This is a genomic window from Mycobacterium sp. 1423905.2 (assembly GCF_001673155.1).
Lineage (GTDB): Bacteria > Actinomycetota > Actinomycetes > Mycobacteriales > Mycobacteriaceae > Mycobacterium.
On sequence record NZ_LZLE01000366.1, the window covers coordinates 1 to 14,876 of the forward strand.

General features: G+C 66.6%; 13 protein-coding genes and 1 pseudogene. 10 read left to right on the forward strand and 4 right to left on the reverse strand.

The annotated features are described in order from the left end of the window. Together A9W95_RS25160 and A9W95_RS25165 are read right to left on the reverse strand one after the other, a co-directional pair. A pseudogene (locus tag A9W95_RS25160) lies at positions 1-175 on the reverse strand (alpha/beta hydrolase); the annotation flags it as partial. Then, positions 176-694 (reverse strand): phage holin family protein, encoded by a 519-nt coding sequence (locus A9W95_RS25165; protein ID WP_067418972.1) that lies wholly within the window; start codon positions 692-694, stop codon positions 176-178. A gap of 222 nt (positions 695-916) precedes the next feature. Here A9W95_RS25165 and A9W95_RS25170 point away from each other — a divergent pair, with 222 nt between their 5' ends. Then, positions 917-1,612: a S1 family peptidase gene (locus A9W95_RS25170; protein ID WP_067418973.1), complete on the forward strand. Its 696-nt coding sequence runs from the start codon at positions 917-919 to the stop codon at positions 1,610-1,612. A 3-nt stretch (positions 1,613-1,615) separates the two neighbouring features. Here A9W95_RS25170 and acs read toward each other — a convergent pair whose 3' ends face one another. After that, positions 1,616-3,568, reverse strand: coding sequence for an acetate--CoA ligase (gene acs / locus A9W95_RS25175; RefSeq protein ID WP_067418975.1), 1,953 nt, complete (start codon positions 3,566-3,568; stop codon positions 1,616-1,618). A gap of 69 nt (positions 3,569-3,637) precedes the next feature. Here acs and A9W95_RS25180 point away from each other — a divergent pair, with 69 nt between their 5' ends. Genes A9W95_RS25180 through A9W95_RS25200 form a run of 5 tightly spaced genes read left to right on the forward strand, consistent with a single transcriptional unit; the run spans position 3,638 to position 9,463 of the window. After that, complete coding sequence (locus A9W95_RS25180; protein ID WP_067418981.1) at positions 3,638-5,260, forward strand: ABC transporter substrate-binding protein; 1,623 nt, start codon at positions 3,638-3,640, stop codon at positions 5,258-5,260. A gap of 1 nt (position 5,261) precedes the next feature. Then, on the forward strand, positions 5,262-6,188 hold the full coding sequence (locus tag A9W95_RS25185) for an ABC transporter permease (protein ID WP_067418983.1): 927 nt from the start codon (positions 5,262-5,264) through the stop codon (positions 6,186-6,188). Then, on the forward strand, positions 6,181-7,044 hold the full coding sequence (locus A9W95_RS25190; RefSeq protein WP_067418985.1) for an ABC transporter permease: 864 nt from the start codon (positions 6,181-6,183) through the stop codon (positions 7,042-7,044). The genes A9W95_RS25185 and A9W95_RS25190 overlap by 8 nt, the downstream gene beginning before the upstream one ends. Next, complete coding sequence (locus tag A9W95_RS25195) at positions 7,041-8,693, forward strand: ABC transporter ATP-binding protein (protein WP_067418987.1); 1,653 nt, start codon at positions 7,041-7,043, stop codon at positions 8,691-8,693. The genes A9W95_RS25190 and A9W95_RS25195 overlap by 4 nt, the downstream gene beginning before the upstream one ends. 11 nt (positions 8,694-8,704) lie before the next feature. After that, positions 8,705-9,463 carry an oxidoreductase gene (locus tag A9W95_RS25200; RefSeq protein WP_156746403.1) on the forward strand — a complete coding sequence of 253 codons (759 nt, stop codon included), beginning with the start codon at positions 8,705-8,707 and terminating at the stop codon, positions 9,461-9,463. Between the two features lie 458 nt (positions 9,464-9,921). Here the strand turns inward: A9W95_RS25200 and A9W95_RS25205 are convergent, their stop codons facing one another. Further along, positions 9,922-10,779, reverse strand: a complete 858-nt coding sequence (locus tag A9W95_RS25205) for an HAD-IB family hydrolase (protein ID WP_067418992.1) — start codon at positions 10,777-10,779, stop codon at positions 9,922-9,924. A 500-nt stretch (positions 10,780-11,279) separates the two neighbouring features. On the opposite strand from A9W95_RS25205, the gene ssd reads away from it, so the two are divergent. From ssd to A9W95_RS25225, 4 genes are read left to right on the forward strand one after another with little or no spacing between them, the layout of a single operon-like run. Beyond that, positions 11,280-12,335: a septum site-determining protein Ssd gene (ssd, locus tag A9W95_RS25210; protein ID WP_067418994.1), complete on the forward strand. Its 1,056-nt coding sequence runs from the start codon at positions 11,280-11,282 to the stop codon at positions 12,333-12,335. Then, positions 12,332-13,498, forward strand: a complete 1,167-nt coding sequence (locus A9W95_RS25215; RefSeq protein ID WP_067418995.1) for a TadA family conjugal transfer-associated ATPase — start codon at positions 12,332-12,334, stop codon at positions 13,496-13,498. The genes ssd and A9W95_RS25215 overlap by 4 nt, the downstream gene beginning before the upstream one ends. Continuing rightward, positions 13,495-14,295, forward strand: coding sequence for a type II secretion system F family protein (locus A9W95_RS25220; protein WP_067418997.1), 801 nt, complete (start codon positions 13,495-13,497; stop codon positions 14,293-14,295). The genes A9W95_RS25215 and A9W95_RS25220 overlap by 4 nt, the downstream gene beginning before the upstream one ends. Further along, positions 14,292-14,876 (forward strand): type II secretion system F family protein, encoded by a 585-nt coding sequence (locus tag A9W95_RS25225; protein ID WP_067418999.1) that lies wholly within the window; start codon positions 14,292-14,294, stop codon positions 14,874-14,876. The genes A9W95_RS25220 and A9W95_RS25225 overlap by 4 nt, the downstream gene beginning before the upstream one ends.

Below are 14,876 nucleotides of genomic sequence, written 5' to 3' on the forward strand. Positions count from 1 at the left end.
ACGAACCGAACCCATGCAGCAGGATGACCAGAGGGCGTGCTGTCGCCGGTTCGGTGGGCGCGTCCGAGGTGGGCGGCAACGCTTCCACGACATGGAATCGGATGCCGTTGGCGTGGACGTCGAGGTGGCGCCAAGGCCCGTCGATGCGGGTGATCGACGGATCGGGTGCCGGCATCTACCAGCCCGAGGGGTCGGCCGGCGTGGTGTCCGACGTGATCGCTTTGGCCTTGGCGGCCGCGTTCTTCTCATGGCCCGGGGTCAACGCGTCGCGCGTCTCCTTGACCGAGGCGATGGTCTGGCGCGGGCCTCGGATACGACGCACTTTCAAGAAGCCCAGCAACGCGAGCACGGCGGTGACCACCACCATGATCCCGAAGACGATGAGGAAGGCCGCCCACCGCCAGATCCAGTTGTCGAGCAGTTCGGCGAGGAAGAAGAAGAAAAAGAAGGTCGAGTAGAACAGCACGACCAGCGCGGCAATAAAGAAGACGCTGCCGGTCAGACCCTTCTTGACATCGCGGGTGATCTCGGCGCGGGCCAGCTCCACTTCCGCCCTGACCAGCGTCGACACCTGCGTAGTCGCGTCTTTGATCAGGTCACCGATCGACGGCTCGCCAGCCCTGGCATGCGGATCGGCCAACGGAATGGTGGTCAGCGTGCTGGGCACACCGTTCTTGCGATCAGGTTTGCTCACAGACGGTCCTCTCGGTGTGACTGCCCGCGGTGCGCGGTCGTCGCGGTTTATGTTGCCATGGCCTTCGGCGCGGTACGAGGCCAGCCGATCGCGGTGGGGGTTACCCGCAACGCAGTGCAAAAATTGACGATGGCGGTCATTTCGGGCATCGCTGTGGTTGTGTGGAGATCATCTAGACTGCCCCTGGTTTTCCGAGTCCCCCAACGTGACGGGAGTATCGCTGTGCAGACGGCGCACCGCGGCTTTGCCGCGGCGATCGGGGCGGTGCTCCTGAGTTTTGTGTTCCTGCCCGCCAATAGCGCGGGTGCCGACGACCGCGTGCCGTTGGGTGGGGGCGCGGGCATCGTCGTGAACACCGGCACGTTGTGCACCCTGACTGCCATCGGGCACGACAAGAACGGTGATCTCATCGGCTTCACCTCCGCGCACTGTGGTGGTCCGGGTGCGCCGGTGGCCGCCGAGGGTGCGGAGAACCGGGGTCCGGTGGGGACCATGGTCGCCGGTAACGACATCCTCGACTACGCCGTGATCAGATTCGATCCGGCCAAGGTCATTCCGGTCAACAACTTCAATGGCTTCGCCATCAACGGGATTGGGCCGGATCCGGTTGTCGGCCAAGTCGCGTGCAAACAAGGCCGCACCACGGGCAATTCGTGCGGCGTGACCTGGGGCCCGGGTCAGGATGCGGGCAGCATCGTGATGCAGGTGTGTGGCGGACCCGGCGACTCGGGTGCGCCGGTCACGGTCGACAACATGTTGGTCGGCATGATCCACGGGGCGTTCAGTGACAACCTGCCCAGCTGCGTCACCAAGTACATTCCATTGCATACTCCGGCGGTGGTGATGTCGATCAACGCAGACCTGGACGACATCAATGCCAAGAACCGGCCGGGTTCGGCGTTCGTTCCTATCGGCTAGTCGCTACTTGGCGGCGCGGATTGCGTCGAAAACGTTGGGGTCCAACAACGTCGACGTGTCACCCAGGTCCCGGTTCTCGCCGATGTCGCGCAACAGCCGGCGCATGATCTTGCCGCTGCGGGTCTTGGGCAGCTCGGGCACGACGTGTATCTCCCGGGGCCGGGCGATCGGAGAAATCTCCTTGGCGACTTGGTCGCGCAACTCGTCGACGATGCCGTCATGCGCTTCGGTGTCGGCGCGTAATACGACGAAGGCGCTGATCGCCTGGCCGGTGGTCTCGTCGGTGACGCCCACCACCGCGGCCTCGGCCACCCCGGAATGCCCGACAAGCGCGGACTCCACCTCCGCGGTCGAGATCCGATGCCCGGAAATGTTCATCACGTCATCGATGCGGCCCAACACCCATATTGCGCCGTCGGAGTCGAAGCGGGCACCGTCGCCGGCAAAGTAGTAACCCTTGTCGGCGAATTTCGACCAGTACGTTTCCCGGTAGCGGTCCGGGTCACCCCAGATGCCGCGCAGCATCGAAGGCCACGGTTGGTCCAGCACGAGATAGCCGCTGACATGCTCCCCTTCGTCGGGGCCCGCATCGAGCGGATCACCATGATCGTCAACGATTTTCGCCGATATGCCCGGCAACGGGCTCATGGCCGCACCGGGCTTCGCGGCCGCTACGCCAGGCAGCGGAGAAATCATCGCCGAGCCGGTTTCGGTTTGCCACCAGGTGTCCACCACCGGAACGCGGTTGGCGCCGATGACTTCGCGGTACCAGCGCCAGGCCTCGTGGTTGATCGGTTCCCCGACCGACCCCAGCAACCGGATAGAGGACAGGTCATGGGCGTCGGGGATTTCCCGGCCCCACTTCATAAAGGTGCGGATCAGCGTGGGCGCGGCGTAATAAATTGTGACGCCGTATCTTTCGATGATCTGGAAGTGGCGGTGTTCGTCGGGGGTGTTGGGTGTGCCCTCGTAGAGCACCTCGGTGAGGCCGTTGGCCAGCGGACCGTAGACCCCGTAGGTGTGTCCGGTGACCCAGCCGATGTCGGCGGTGCACCAGAACACGTCGGTGTCGGGTTTGACGTCGAAGATGGTGTGCACGGTGAAAGCGGTCTGAGTCAGGTAGCCGCCGCTGGTGTGCACGATGCCTTTGGGCTTGCCGGTGGTGCCCGAGGTGTACAGCAGGAACAGCGGGTGCTCGGAATCGAACGCTTGGGCAGTATGTTCGCCCGCGGCCGAGTCGACGACCTCATGCCACCACAGGTCGCGCTCGTCGTTCCAGGAGACGTCAATCCCCGTGCGGCGCACCACCAGAACGTGTTCGATGGGACTGTCCGGGTCAGCGACGGCCTCGTCGGCGGCGTCTTTGAGGGACGCCGGTCTGCCGCGCCGGAATTGTCCGTCGGCGGTGACGAGCAGTTTGGCCTGGGCATCGGAGATGCGCGCTTTGAGCGCTTTGGCGGTGAACCCGCCGAAGACCACGCTGTGCATCAGTCCCAGCCGCGCGCAGGCCAGCATCGTGATGACGGCCTCCGGGATCAAGGGCAGGTAGATCGCGACGCGGTCGCCGGCGACCAGGCCGAGGTCGGTGATCGCGTTGGCCGCTTTGCTCACTTCGGTCAGCAGGTCCGCGTAGGTCAGGGTGCGGCGATCGTCGGCGGGCTCGCCTTCCCAGTAGATGGCGACCCGATCACCGTGGCCGGCCTCGACGTGGCGATCCACGCAGTTGTAGGCGACGTTGAGCTGGCCGCCCACGAACCACTTGGCGAACGGGGGATCGGACCAGTCCAGCACCTCGTCGAATGGCTTGGCCCAGGACAGCCGGTCGGCTTGCTTGGCCCAGAACGCCAAACGGTCTTCCTCGGCTTCTTGATACAGCTCGGCGCGGGCGTTTGCCTGTTCGGCGAACCGCTCCGGTGGCGGGTAGGACGACGGGACTTCGGACGTGGCGTCAGTCACCCTGTGAGCCTAAAGCGTGTCGAAGCGGCCGTCACGACCAAGGGCCCGCGGTCCCCTAGGGTCGGAGTCATGGGTCGCAAGCAGGCCGTGCTGGCCGCCGTGGCTGCCGCTGTGTTGGCGGTCGCGCCGGTGGCCGCCTGTGGCGGCGGCGCGCTGACCCCCGATGTCGTGCTGGTCAACGGCGGTGAGCCGCCGAACCCGTTGATCCCCACCAGCACCAACGACAGCAACGGCGGTCGCATCGTCGATCGATTGTTCGCGGGTCTGATGTCGTATGACGCCGCCGGCCGGCCATCGCCGGAGGTCGCCCAATCGATCGAGACGACCGACAACGTCAACTACCGGATCACCCTGAAGCCGGGGTGGAAATTCACCGACGGTTCACCCGTGACAGCCCATTCGTTCGTCAACGCGTGGAATTACGGGGCCCTGAGCGCCAATGCTCAACTGCAGCAGAGCTTCTTCAGCCCGATCGATGGCTTCGACGAGGTGGCCGGCCCGGCAACCGGTGATACCCAGCAGACGATGTCGGGGCTGCATGTGGTCAACGACCTGGAATTCACCGTGCGGCTCAAGGCGCCCACCATCGACTTCACCCTGCGACTGGGGCACAGCTCGTTCTACCCGCTCCCGGATGTTGCGTTTCGGGACATGGCCGCGTTCGGCCGCAGTCCTATCGGCAACGGCCCTTACCAGCTGGCCAGCAGCGCCGACGGGCCGGCGTGGGAACACAACGTGCGGATGGACCTGGTACCCAACACCGGCTATCACGGCAACCGTATGCCACGCAACAAGGGGCTGCGCTTCGAGTTCTACGCCAACCTGGACACCGCGTACTCCGACTTGTTGTCCGGCAATCTCGATGTGCTGGACACGATTCCGTCGAGCGCCTTGACGATCTATCGGCGCGATCTGGGGAGCAACGCGGCCGGCGGGCCGGCCGCAGTCAACCAGTTCTTGGACACCCCGTTGCGTCTGCCGCACTTCGGCGGTGAAGAGGGCAGGTTGCGCCGACTGGCGCTGTCGGCCGCCATCAACCGACCACAGATCTGCAAGCAGATCTTCGCCGACACCCGTGCCCCGGCGCGCGACTTCACCGCCGAGTCGCTGCCGGGGTTCGACCCAGACATTCCCGGACACGAGGCCCTGGACTTCAATCCCGAACGAGCGCGCCAACTTTGGGCACAAGCCAACGCCATCTCCCCGTGGGCTGGCCGCTATCCGATCGCCTATAACGCCGACAGCGGACATCAGGATTGGGTGGACGCGGTGGCCAACAGCATCAAGAACGTCCTGGGCATCGACGCAGCCGGTGCGCCCCAGCCCACCTTCGCCGCGTTGCGTACCCAGATCACCAATCGCACCATCGACAGCGCCTTCCGCGCCGGCTGGCAAGGGGACTACCCGTCGAAGATGGAATTCTTGGCGCCGCTGTTCGCCACCGGCGCAGGATCCAACGACGTCGGCTATTCCAGCCGGGAGTTCGACTCGGCCTTGGCCAAAGCCGAAGCCGCGCCCACCCTGCCCGAGGCCAGCGTGCTGGCCAACGACGCGCAGCGAATCCTGTTGCACGACATGCCTAGTGTGCCGCTGTGGTACTACATCAGCGTGGTGGGCTGGTCACCCGAGGTCAGCAACGTCACGGTCACATGGAACGGCTTGCCGGACTACGAACACATCGTCAAGGCCTGACATGGGTTGGTATGTCGCACGCCGGATCGCGATCATGGTGCCCGTCTTTCTGGGCGCCACGTTGCTCATCTACGGCATGGTGTTCCTGCTGCCCGGGGACCCCTTGGCCGCCTTGGCCGGTGACCGGCCGTTGACTCCGGCAGTGGCCGCCCAGTTGCGGGCCCGCTATCATCTCGATGATCCGTTCCTGCTGCAGTACCTCCGTTATCTCGGCGGCCTGGTGCACGGCGATCTCGGCCGAGCCTATTCCGGATTACCGGTGAGAAGCGTGCTGGCACATGCCTTTCCGGTCACCATCCGATTGGCGCTCATCGCTCTGGTCGTGGAGGCGGTGTTCGGGATCGCCTTCGGCGTCATCGCCGGCCTGCGCCAGGGTGGTTTCTTCGACGCCACGGTGCTGATCACCGGCCTGGTCATCATCGCCATCCCTATCTTCGTGCTGGGCTTCCTGGCGCAGTTCGTGTTCGGCGTGCGGCTGGGCATTGCGCCGGTGACCGTCGGTGAGCGGGCCACCCTCGGGCGACTGCTACTGCCCGGCATCGTGTTGGGTGCGGTGTCGTTCGCCTACGTGGTGCGATTGACTCGCTCGGCGGTGGCGGCCAACGCCCATGCCGATTACGTCCGCACCGCCACGGCCAAAGGGTTGTCCCGGCCGCGGGTGATCACGGTGCACATTCTGCGCAATTCGCTGATTCCGGTGGTGACGTTCCTGGGCGCCGATCTGGGCGCCCTGATGGGCGGGGCTATCGTGACGGAGGGAATTTTCAACATCCATGGCGTCGGCGGTGTGCTGTACCAAGCGGTCACCCGGCAGGAGGCCCCGACCGTCGTGTCGATCGTGACGGTGCTCGTCCTCATTTACTTGATCACCAACCTCGTGGTCGATCTGCTCTACGCCGTACTGGACCCGAGGATTCGCTATGGCTGAACGCAGCGGAGTGTGGCTCGACATCTGGTACGGATTGCGGCGACGTCCGAAATTTGTGGTGGCCGCCGTCCTGATCGCGATCATCCTCCTGATCGCGGTCTTCCCGGCGATGTTCACCGGAGCCGACCCGACCTATGCCGATCCCAGCCAGAGTCTGACTCCGCCTTCGGCAGCGCACTGGTTCGGCACTGACCTGCAGGGACATGACATCTACGCGCGCACCGTCTACGGTGCACGGGCTTCGGTGACCGTCGGGGTTGGCGCGACTTTGGCGGTGTTCATCGTGGGCGGGGCGCTGGGCGCGCTGGCCGGCTTCTACGGCGGGTGGGCCGACGCGGTGGTATCGCGGCTGACCGATGTGTTCTTCGGGCTGCCGTTGCTGCTGGGCGCCATCGTGTTGATGCAAGTCCTGCACCACCGCACGGTGTGGACCGTCATCGCTATCCTCGCGCTGTTCGGTTGGCCGCAGGTGGCGCGAATCGCCCGCGGCGCGGTGCTCGAAGTCCGGGGCAGCGACTACGTTCTGGCGGCGAAAGCCCTCGGGTTGAGCAGATTTCAGATCCTGGTGCGCCACGCATTGCCCAACGCGCTGGGGCCGGTGATCGCGGTGGCCACCATAACGTTGGGCATCTTCATCGTCACCGAGGCGACGTTGTCCTACCTGGGGGTCGGGTTGCCGACGACGGAGGTGTCGTGGGGTGGTGACATCAACATGGCCCAGACCCGGTTGCGGGCGGGTTCGCCGATCCTGTTCTACCCGGCGGGCGCCCTGGCGATCACCGTGCTGGCGTTCATGATGATGGGTGACGCCCTGCGCGATGCGCTGGACCCGGCGTCACGGGCATGGCGAGCATGAGTCACGCATCGTCGCCGCTGTTGTCGGTACAGGGACTGGAAGTTCGGTTCGGCGCCGACGCACCGGCGGTCTGCGGCGTGGATCTGACGGTGGGCCACGGCAGTACCGTTGCGGTGGTAGGGGAGTCAGGGTCGGGGAAATCCACCACCGCCGCTGCTGTCCTGGGTTTGCTGTCACCCGGCGGACGAATCACCGCCGGACGCATCCTGTTCGACGGTCGCGATATCACCTCGGCTGACCGGCGGGTGCTGCGCTCGATCCGCGGCCGGGAGATCGGCTATGTGCCGCAGGATCCGATGACCAACCTCAACCCGGTCTGGAAGGTCGGTTTCCAAGTCCGAGAATCGTTGCGTGTCAACGCCAGCGGTCGGGAGGCGCGACTACGGGCGGTTGAGTTGCTGGCCGAAGCGGGTATGCCGAACCCGGCCATTCAGGCCGGCCGGTACCCGCACCAACTGTCGGGCGGCATGTGCCAGCGGGCACTGATCGCCATCGGGCTGGCCGGCCGACCGCGGCTGCTCATCGCCGACGAGCCGACGTCCGCGCTGGACGTGACCGTGCAGCGGCAAGTCCTCGACCATCTGCAACACCTGACCGACGAACTGGGCACCGCGCTGCTGCTGATCACCCACGACTTGGCGCTGGCCGCCGAGCGAGCCGAATCCGTGGCAGTCATGCACCGGGGGGTGGTCGTAGAATCCGGTGCGGCGCAGCGCATTCTGTCCGATCCGCAACACGAGTACACGCGACGTCTGGTGGCTGCGGCCCCGTCGGTGGCCGCACGTGACACTCGGTCGGCGCAGCTGCGGGCTCGGGTGGCCAGCGCGGCCGCCGAACACGCCGGTGAACGCGGCGACATTCTGGTCGCCACCGAGCTGACCAAGACCTACCGGGAATCGCGCGGTGCGCCGTGGCGGCGAGCGGAGTTCCGCGCGGTGGACGCGGTGTCGTTTCGGCTGCGTCGGGCCAGCACCCTGGCCATCGTCGGGGAGTCAGGGTCGGGCAAGTCGACAGTGGCGCGCATGGTGTTGGGTCTGCTGCGACCGTCGTCGGGGACGGTGGTCTTCGACGGTGAACAGATCAGCGACACCATGAATCGCGGCCAGGCCCTGGCCTTTCGCCGCCGGATACAACCGGTGTTCCAAAACCCCTACAGCAGTCTGGATCCCATGTACTCGGTGGACCGCGCCATCGAGGAACCGCTGCGCATCCATAAGGTAGGCGACCGCGCCCAGCGTCAGCGAGCGGTGCGCGAGCTGATCGATCAGGTGGCGTTGCCGTCGTCGGTACTGGGTCGGCTGCCTCGGGAGCTGTCGGGGGGACAGCGGCAACGGGTCGCCATCGCGCGCGCGTTGGCGCTGCGCCCGGACGTGCTGGTGTGTGACGAGGCGGTATCGGCGCTCGACGTGGTGGTGCAGGCCCAGATCCTTCAGCTGTTGGGCGAACTGCAGGCCGATCTCGGGTTGACTTATCTGTTCATCAGCCACGACCTCGCCGTGATCCGGCAGATCGCTGACGAGGTGCTGGTGATGCGGGCCGGACGCGTGGTGGAGCACGCCCCGACCGAGGAGGTGTTCGATCGGCCCCGCCACGAGTACACCCGACAGTTGCTGGAGGCCATTCCGGGTGCGCCCGCGGGATCCCGATAGGTTGGCAAGCTGTGAAACGAGATCCGTTAGCGCCGTTGATGGAGCTTCCCGGCGTCGCCGAAGCCAGCGACCGGGCCCGCGAGGCGTTGAGCCGGGCTCATCGGCACCGGGCGAACCTGCGCGGGTGGCCGGTAACGGCCGCGGAGGCTTCGTTGCGGGCGGCGCGTGCCTCGTCGGTGCTCGACGGCGGGCCGGTGCGGATGGAGGACCTGGCCGACGCGGGAGAAGTCAGCGATCCGGTATTCGGTGGCGCGTTGCGGGTGGCCCAAGAGCTCGAAGGCGGCACGGGCACGTTGGTAAGGGTGTGGCAGCATGCGCCGTTGCAGGCGTTGGCTCGGCTACACATGTTGGCGGCAGCTGACCAGGTCGACGAGGGTCAGCTCGGCCGGCCGCGCACAGATCCCGAGGTCGGGCCGCGGTTAGCCCTACTCACCGACCTGGTGACCAGCCCGACGCAGGCCGCGGCACCGGTAATTGCCGCGGTCGCACACGGAGAGTTATTGACGCTCAGGCCATTTGGCAGCGCCGACGGGGTGGTGGCCCGCGCGGTGTCGCGGTTGGTGACGATCGCGACCGGACTCGATCCGCACGGATTGGGTGTCCCGGAGGTCAGTTGGATGCGCAAGCCGGTCGAGTACCGGGATGCCGCTCGAGGTTTCGCGGAGGGCACTCCGGCCGGGCTGGCCCGCTGGCTGGTGCTGTGTTGCCGGGCGTTGCGCGCTGGTGCGCAGGAGGCGGTGGCGATCGCCGACGCGATGCCGGGCAAGTAGCTGGGGAGAGACGCCGCTGGGCTCGGCGCAGTGTAAAAGGGCGGCGACCCGAACGAGGTTCGAATCGCCGCCCCGGCAGCACAGCCCTCGGTTACCAAGCGTGCACTTCTGGGTTGCGTGGGTGGCCTCGGCGCGTTTGCGAAACTTCCGACTGCAACCCCACCCAAAGGGCCGTCGACATCTTCCGTTTTTCGCAATTACGCAGGCCCGCAACACTTCTGCCATCTTCGCGGCTATGACTCCGCGTGGGTGCCGAGGAACCGTGCTGGGTGCCCGGGTCGGGAGAACGATCCTTCTCTTCCGGATCGGCCTTGGCCTTGCCGGGCTTCCGTGGTTTCCTTTGTACTACTAGACCCCAGGCGCAGCAAGGGCTAATCGGTCCGAATTGCGAAACACGTTGGGAATGCTTGCCCTAAGCGTTTGCTGTCGTGGCGAATGAGAAGGCTGGGACAGCAGTGCTAGAACGCGAACCGGCGCAGCAGCGCATAGGTGACCGCACCGGCGGCCAATGCGGTGACGCCCACCGCGGCCGTCGTGGCGATCGCGGCACCCGACGGTGCGGGGATCCGGTCGCGCAACGACACCGGGCGCGAGAACGACAACACCGGCCAACCGCGCTCGAGCGCTTCCCTGCGCAATCCGCGGTCCGGGTTGACCACAGACGGGTGGCCGACGGCCTCGAGCATCGGCAGGTCGGTGATCGAATCGGAGTAGGCGTAGCAGTGCTCGAGCGGATAACCCTCCCGGGCCGCCAGTTCCCGGATGGCTTGCACCTTGCCTTCGCCGTAGCAGTAGAACCCGACCTCGCCGGTGTACTTGCCGTCCTCGACCACCATCCGCGTCGCCATCGCGTGGGTGGCACCCAACGCACGGGCGATGGGACCGACGATCTCTTCGCCGGAAGCGGAGACGACCACGACGTCGCGTCCGCAGAGTTTGTGGCCGGCGATGAGATCGGCCGCTTCAGCGAACACCAGCGGCGTCACGATGTCGTGCAGCGTTTCGTTGACGATCGACTTCACCTGTTCGACATCCCACCCGGTGCACATGTTGGCCAGGTGGGTACGCATCCGGTCCATCTGGTCATGGTCGGCGCCGGAAAGCAGAAAGATGAATTGCGCGTAGCTCGACTTCAGCACGGCCCGCCGATTGAGCAGTCCCTGCGCGAAGAAAGGTTTGCTGAACGCCAAAGTGCTGGACTTGGCGATGATGGTCTTGTCCAGGTCGAAGAAGGCTGCGGTGCGCGGTTGTGGAGCGGATGGTTCGGGTGTTTGCGGTGAGGTTTGCTGCCGCGCGGCCGAATCGGGGACGGTCACCCATTCAGCATAGGTCGGGTGGTTCGGTGTGGCCGGTAACTCCCGCCCGAAACAACCGCTCCAACGGCGGCGTTGTCCCGTTGGTATCGGCATTTACCCGGTTCAAGCCCCGATTTCGTTTCAAACCAGTACTTGCGTGAATGCCGTCTGTCATGTGTATAGTAAGCATTACTCGGCCTTGAGCCGAGGGTGCATCAGCCCGACCCCCCGGGGCTGATACACGACGACCCTCGCCTCCTCCCCCCCTGGCGGGGGTCGTCCCTTTTCTGCAGTAAATTCTTTTGCGTTTTCGGTTAGCCGGACGGTGGCGGCGTTGCCGGCCGTCCGTGACCGCGGCGGCGGTCCCGAGCACGATCGAAACCGATTGTGCACAGTGGCGTTCTTATCCACAGATCGATCCCGGGCCCCTTTTGCCCACCACCGGAGCGCCGCAGGCTGAAGACATGACCGCTAGTCCTCGGCCAACTCGCAGTGCTCCGGTGAGCTCCGGGGTTCTAGCAATGCTCTCCGACTCGACCATGCGCGAAGAGTTGGACCGGGTCGCCGCGGCTGTCGGCGTGCGAGTGGTCTATGCGAGCGGTCGCAACCCGGTCAGTAGAAAGACATGGTCGGCAGCGGCTGCCGTGGTGCTCGACGAAGCGTCGGCCGACCGGTGCGGGCAACTGGGGCTGCCGCGACGAAACCACGTCAGTGTGCTCAGTGCCGTGGACCCCACATCGGTGACGTGGGCGGCCGCCGTCAGGGTCGGCGCGCAGCAGGTGCTGAAGCTGCCTGCCCAGGAACACGACCTGGTTCGCGCGCTGGCTGAAGGCGCTGAGACGGTGCGCGATGACACCCGGCGCGGTGCGGTAGTCGCGGTGATCGGCGGCTGCGGCGGCGCCGGGACGTCCTGGTTTTCGGTCGCCTTGGCGCGGGCGGCCACCGACGCCCTGCTGATGGATCTCGACCCGTGGGGCGGTGGCATCGATCTCCTGCTAGGTGTGGAAGGGCTTCCCGGGCTGCGCTGGCCTGACCTGGCCGTGCAGGGCGGCCGACTCAACTTCTCGGCCGTACGGGAGGCGTTGCCGCGACATCGGGGAATCAGCGTGCTGTCCGGAACACGGTGCAGCTATGAGCTTGATGCCGGCGCGGTCGACGCGGTCATCGATGCGGGCCGCCGCGGGGGAGTCACCGTGGTATGCGATCTGCCCCGTCGCCTGACCGAAGCGGTCGTAACCGCCACTGACACTGCGGATCTCGTCGTTCTCATCACCCCATGTGATGTGCGGGCCTGCGCGTCGACCGCGGCGCTGGCACCGGTGCTGGCGGCGATCAATCCCAACGTCGGGTTGGTGGTGCGTGGGCCCTCGCCCGGCGGGTTGCGCGCGGCGGAAATCGCCGACCTCGCCGGCGTGCCGCTGCTGGCGTCGATGCGAGCCCACCCGCGTCTTGCCGAACAACTCGAACGTGGCGGGTTGCGGCTGGGACGACGGTCCGTGCTGACGACCGCCGCGCGCCGCGTACTTGGCGTACTGCCCGCCCAGCAGCGTCCGCACTACTCGGGTAGAGCAGCGTGACCGGCTCGATAGTCGAACGGGTTCGTGAACGGTTGGCGGCGGAATCAACGCCATTGCGTCCGCACTTGGTCGCCGCCGCCATTCGCGCGGAGTCCGGCGGCATTCTGGGTGACACCGAGGTGTTGGCCAATCTGCGGATACTGCAGACCGAGCTGACCGGCGCCGGCCCGCTCGAGCCGCTGCTGTGCGCGCCCGGCACCACCGACGTACTGGTGACCGCGCCGGACTCGGTCTGGGTGGACGACGGAAACGGTTTGCGGCGCAGCGACATTCGATTTGCCGACGAGGCGGCGGTGCGCCGGCTGGCGCAACGGTTGGCGTTGGCGGCCGGGCGCCGGCTCGACGACGCCCAACCGTGGGTTGACGGGCAACTGACTGGGCTCGACGCTGGTGGTTTCGCGGTGCGGCTGCACGCAGTGCTGCCGCCGGTGGCCGCCGAGGGCACCTGCATTTCGTTGCGGGTTCTGCGTCCGGCGACTCAAGATCTGGCCGGTTTGCGGGCTGCGGGTGCAATCACCCCGCAAGCCGCCGAGCTAGTCGACCGGGTGGTCGCTGCACGGCTGGCGTTTCTGGTGTCGGGCGGGACAGGAGCCGGAAAGACGACGCTGCTGGCGGCGATGCTCGGTTCGGTTTCCCCGGCCGAGCGGATCGTGTGCGTCGAGGATGCCGCGGAGTTATCACCGCGACATCCGCATCTGGTCAAGCTGGTCGCCCGCTGCGCCAATGTCGAAGGTGTTGGCGAGGTGACCGTGCGTCAGTTGGTCCGCCAGGCGTTGCGGATGCGACCCGACCGCATCGTCGTCGGCGAAGTCCGCGGTGCGGAAGTCGTCGACCTGCTGGCGGCCTTGAACACCGGGCACGAAGGTGGCGCGGGCACTGTGCATGCCAATCGTCCGAGTGAGGTTCCCGCTCGCCTAGAAGCGTTGGGGGCACTCGGCGGTCTGGGCCGGTCCGCACTGCACAGCCAGCTTGGCGCGGCCGTGCAAGTGCTGTTGCACGTGGCGCGAGATCGGGCGGGGCGGCGGCGACTCGACGAGATCGCCGCGCTGCGCCAGACCGAAACCGGCCGTGTTCATGCGGTCACGGTGTGGCAGGCCCAGCGCGGGGTGACCGATGACGTTGCCTTGCTACACGACTTGTTGAACATGCGGATGTCGGAATGAACGGCGTTGCACCTGCTGCCCTGATGTTGGCCGCGGCATTGGTGGTGATGCCGCCGTCGCCACGGCGCCGCCTGGGTGCACCGTTGCGTCAGTCGCTGCCGCTGGCCGGTGCCCGGTCGGTGGGCTGGGTATTCGGGTGCGTCGGCACGGTTACGGGATTGATGCTGTTGCCGCTGACCACCATCGCGGCTGCCGCAATCGTCACCGGCGCGGTGAACCTGCGTTACCGTCGCCGTCGCAACATGAGGCAGAGCGCGGCCGAGGGCCAGGTGTTGGAGGCGGCCCTCGACGTCTTGGTCGGGGAGCTGCGGGTGGGTGCACACCCGGTACAGGCTTTCTCGATCGCGGCCGACGAAACCGGCGGACGTGTAGGTGCGGCGCTTCGGGGGGTCGCCGCGCGGGCCCGATTAGGCGCTGATGTCACCGGTGGCCTGCGTGCCGCCGCCGGGTCGTCGAAGCTCACCTCCCATTGGGAGCGGCTCGCGGTGTGTTGGCAGCTGGCCAGTGACCATGGTCTGGCGATATCGGCTTTGATGCGCACAGCGCAACGCGATATAGCCGCGCGGCAACGGTTTTCGTCCAAGGTCGCGTCGGGCCTGGCTGGTGCTCGCGCTACTGCCGCCATCTTGGCGGGTCTGCCGGTGCTGGGCGTGTTGCTTGGCCAGTTGATCGGCGCTGAACCGTTGAGCCTCCTGTTGGGTGGACATGCCGGCGGATGGTTGTTGGTTGTCGGCGTGACGCTGGCGTGCGCGGGACTGCTGTGGTGCGACCGCATTACCGATCGCGTGATGTCGTGAGCGCCGCGGCGGTACTGCTGGCCGCAGCATTGCTGGCCGACGCCGGCCCCACGGTGGTTCGCACACGTGCGGGTCGGCCGCCTCGCACTCGGGGCCAGCGGCCACGGACGCCACGCGGTGTGGATCCACTGGGAGTCGCGTCCAGCCTCGACGTGTTCGCGGTGTGCCTACAGGCGGGCATGGCGGTGTCGGCGGCCGCGGCCGCGACGGCGGTTTCCGCCCCGTCTGCGCTGGCCACGCAGTTGTCACGGGCCGCCGATCTGTTGTCGCTCGGCGCCGACCCATCGGTCGCCTGGTCGCCGGTGTCCGCCATGCGTGAGTTGGACGCACAAACCGACGCGCTGCTGCGGTTGGCGCGGCGGTCAGCGTCCTCGGGAGCAGCTTTGGCCGAAGGGGTCGTAGAGCTGGCGGTGCAGTCGCGCCACGACGCGGCCCATGCGGCGGCAGCCGCCGCCGAGCGGGCGGGGGTGCTGATTGCGGGTCCGTTGGGGTTGTGCTTTCTGCCGGCTTTCGTCTGCCTCGGCATTGTGCCCGTGGTGGCGGGTTTGGCCGGCCGAGTGTTCGAGTCGGGTTTGTTGTGA

Excerpts from the sequence above, each read along its gene's own strand:
- ssd (WP_067418994.1), top strand. The coding sequence starts at position 11,280 with ATGCTCTCCGACTCGACCATGCGCGAAGAGTTGGACCGGGTCGCCGCG.
- A9W95_RS25180 (WP_067418981.1), top strand. The coding sequence starts at position 3,638 with ATGGGTCGCAAGCAGGCCGTGCTGGCCGCCGTGGCTGCCGCTGTGTTG.
- A9W95_RS25190 (WP_067418985.1), top strand. The coding sequence starts at position 6,181 with ATGGCTGAACGCAGCGGAGTGTGGCTCGACATCTGGTACGGATTGCGG.
- A9W95_RS25185 (WP_067418983.1), top strand. The coding sequence starts at position 5,262 with ATGGGTTGGTATGTCGCACGCCGGATCGCGATCATGGTGCCCGTCTTT.
- A9W95_RS25220 (WP_067418997.1), top strand. The coding sequence starts at position 13,495 with ATGAACGGCGTTGCACCTGCTGCCCTGATGTTGGCCGCGGCATTGGTG.
- A9W95_RS25195 (WP_067418987.1), top strand. The coding sequence starts at position 7,041 with ATGAGTCACGCATCGTCGCCGCTGTTGTCGGTACAGGGACTGGAAGTT.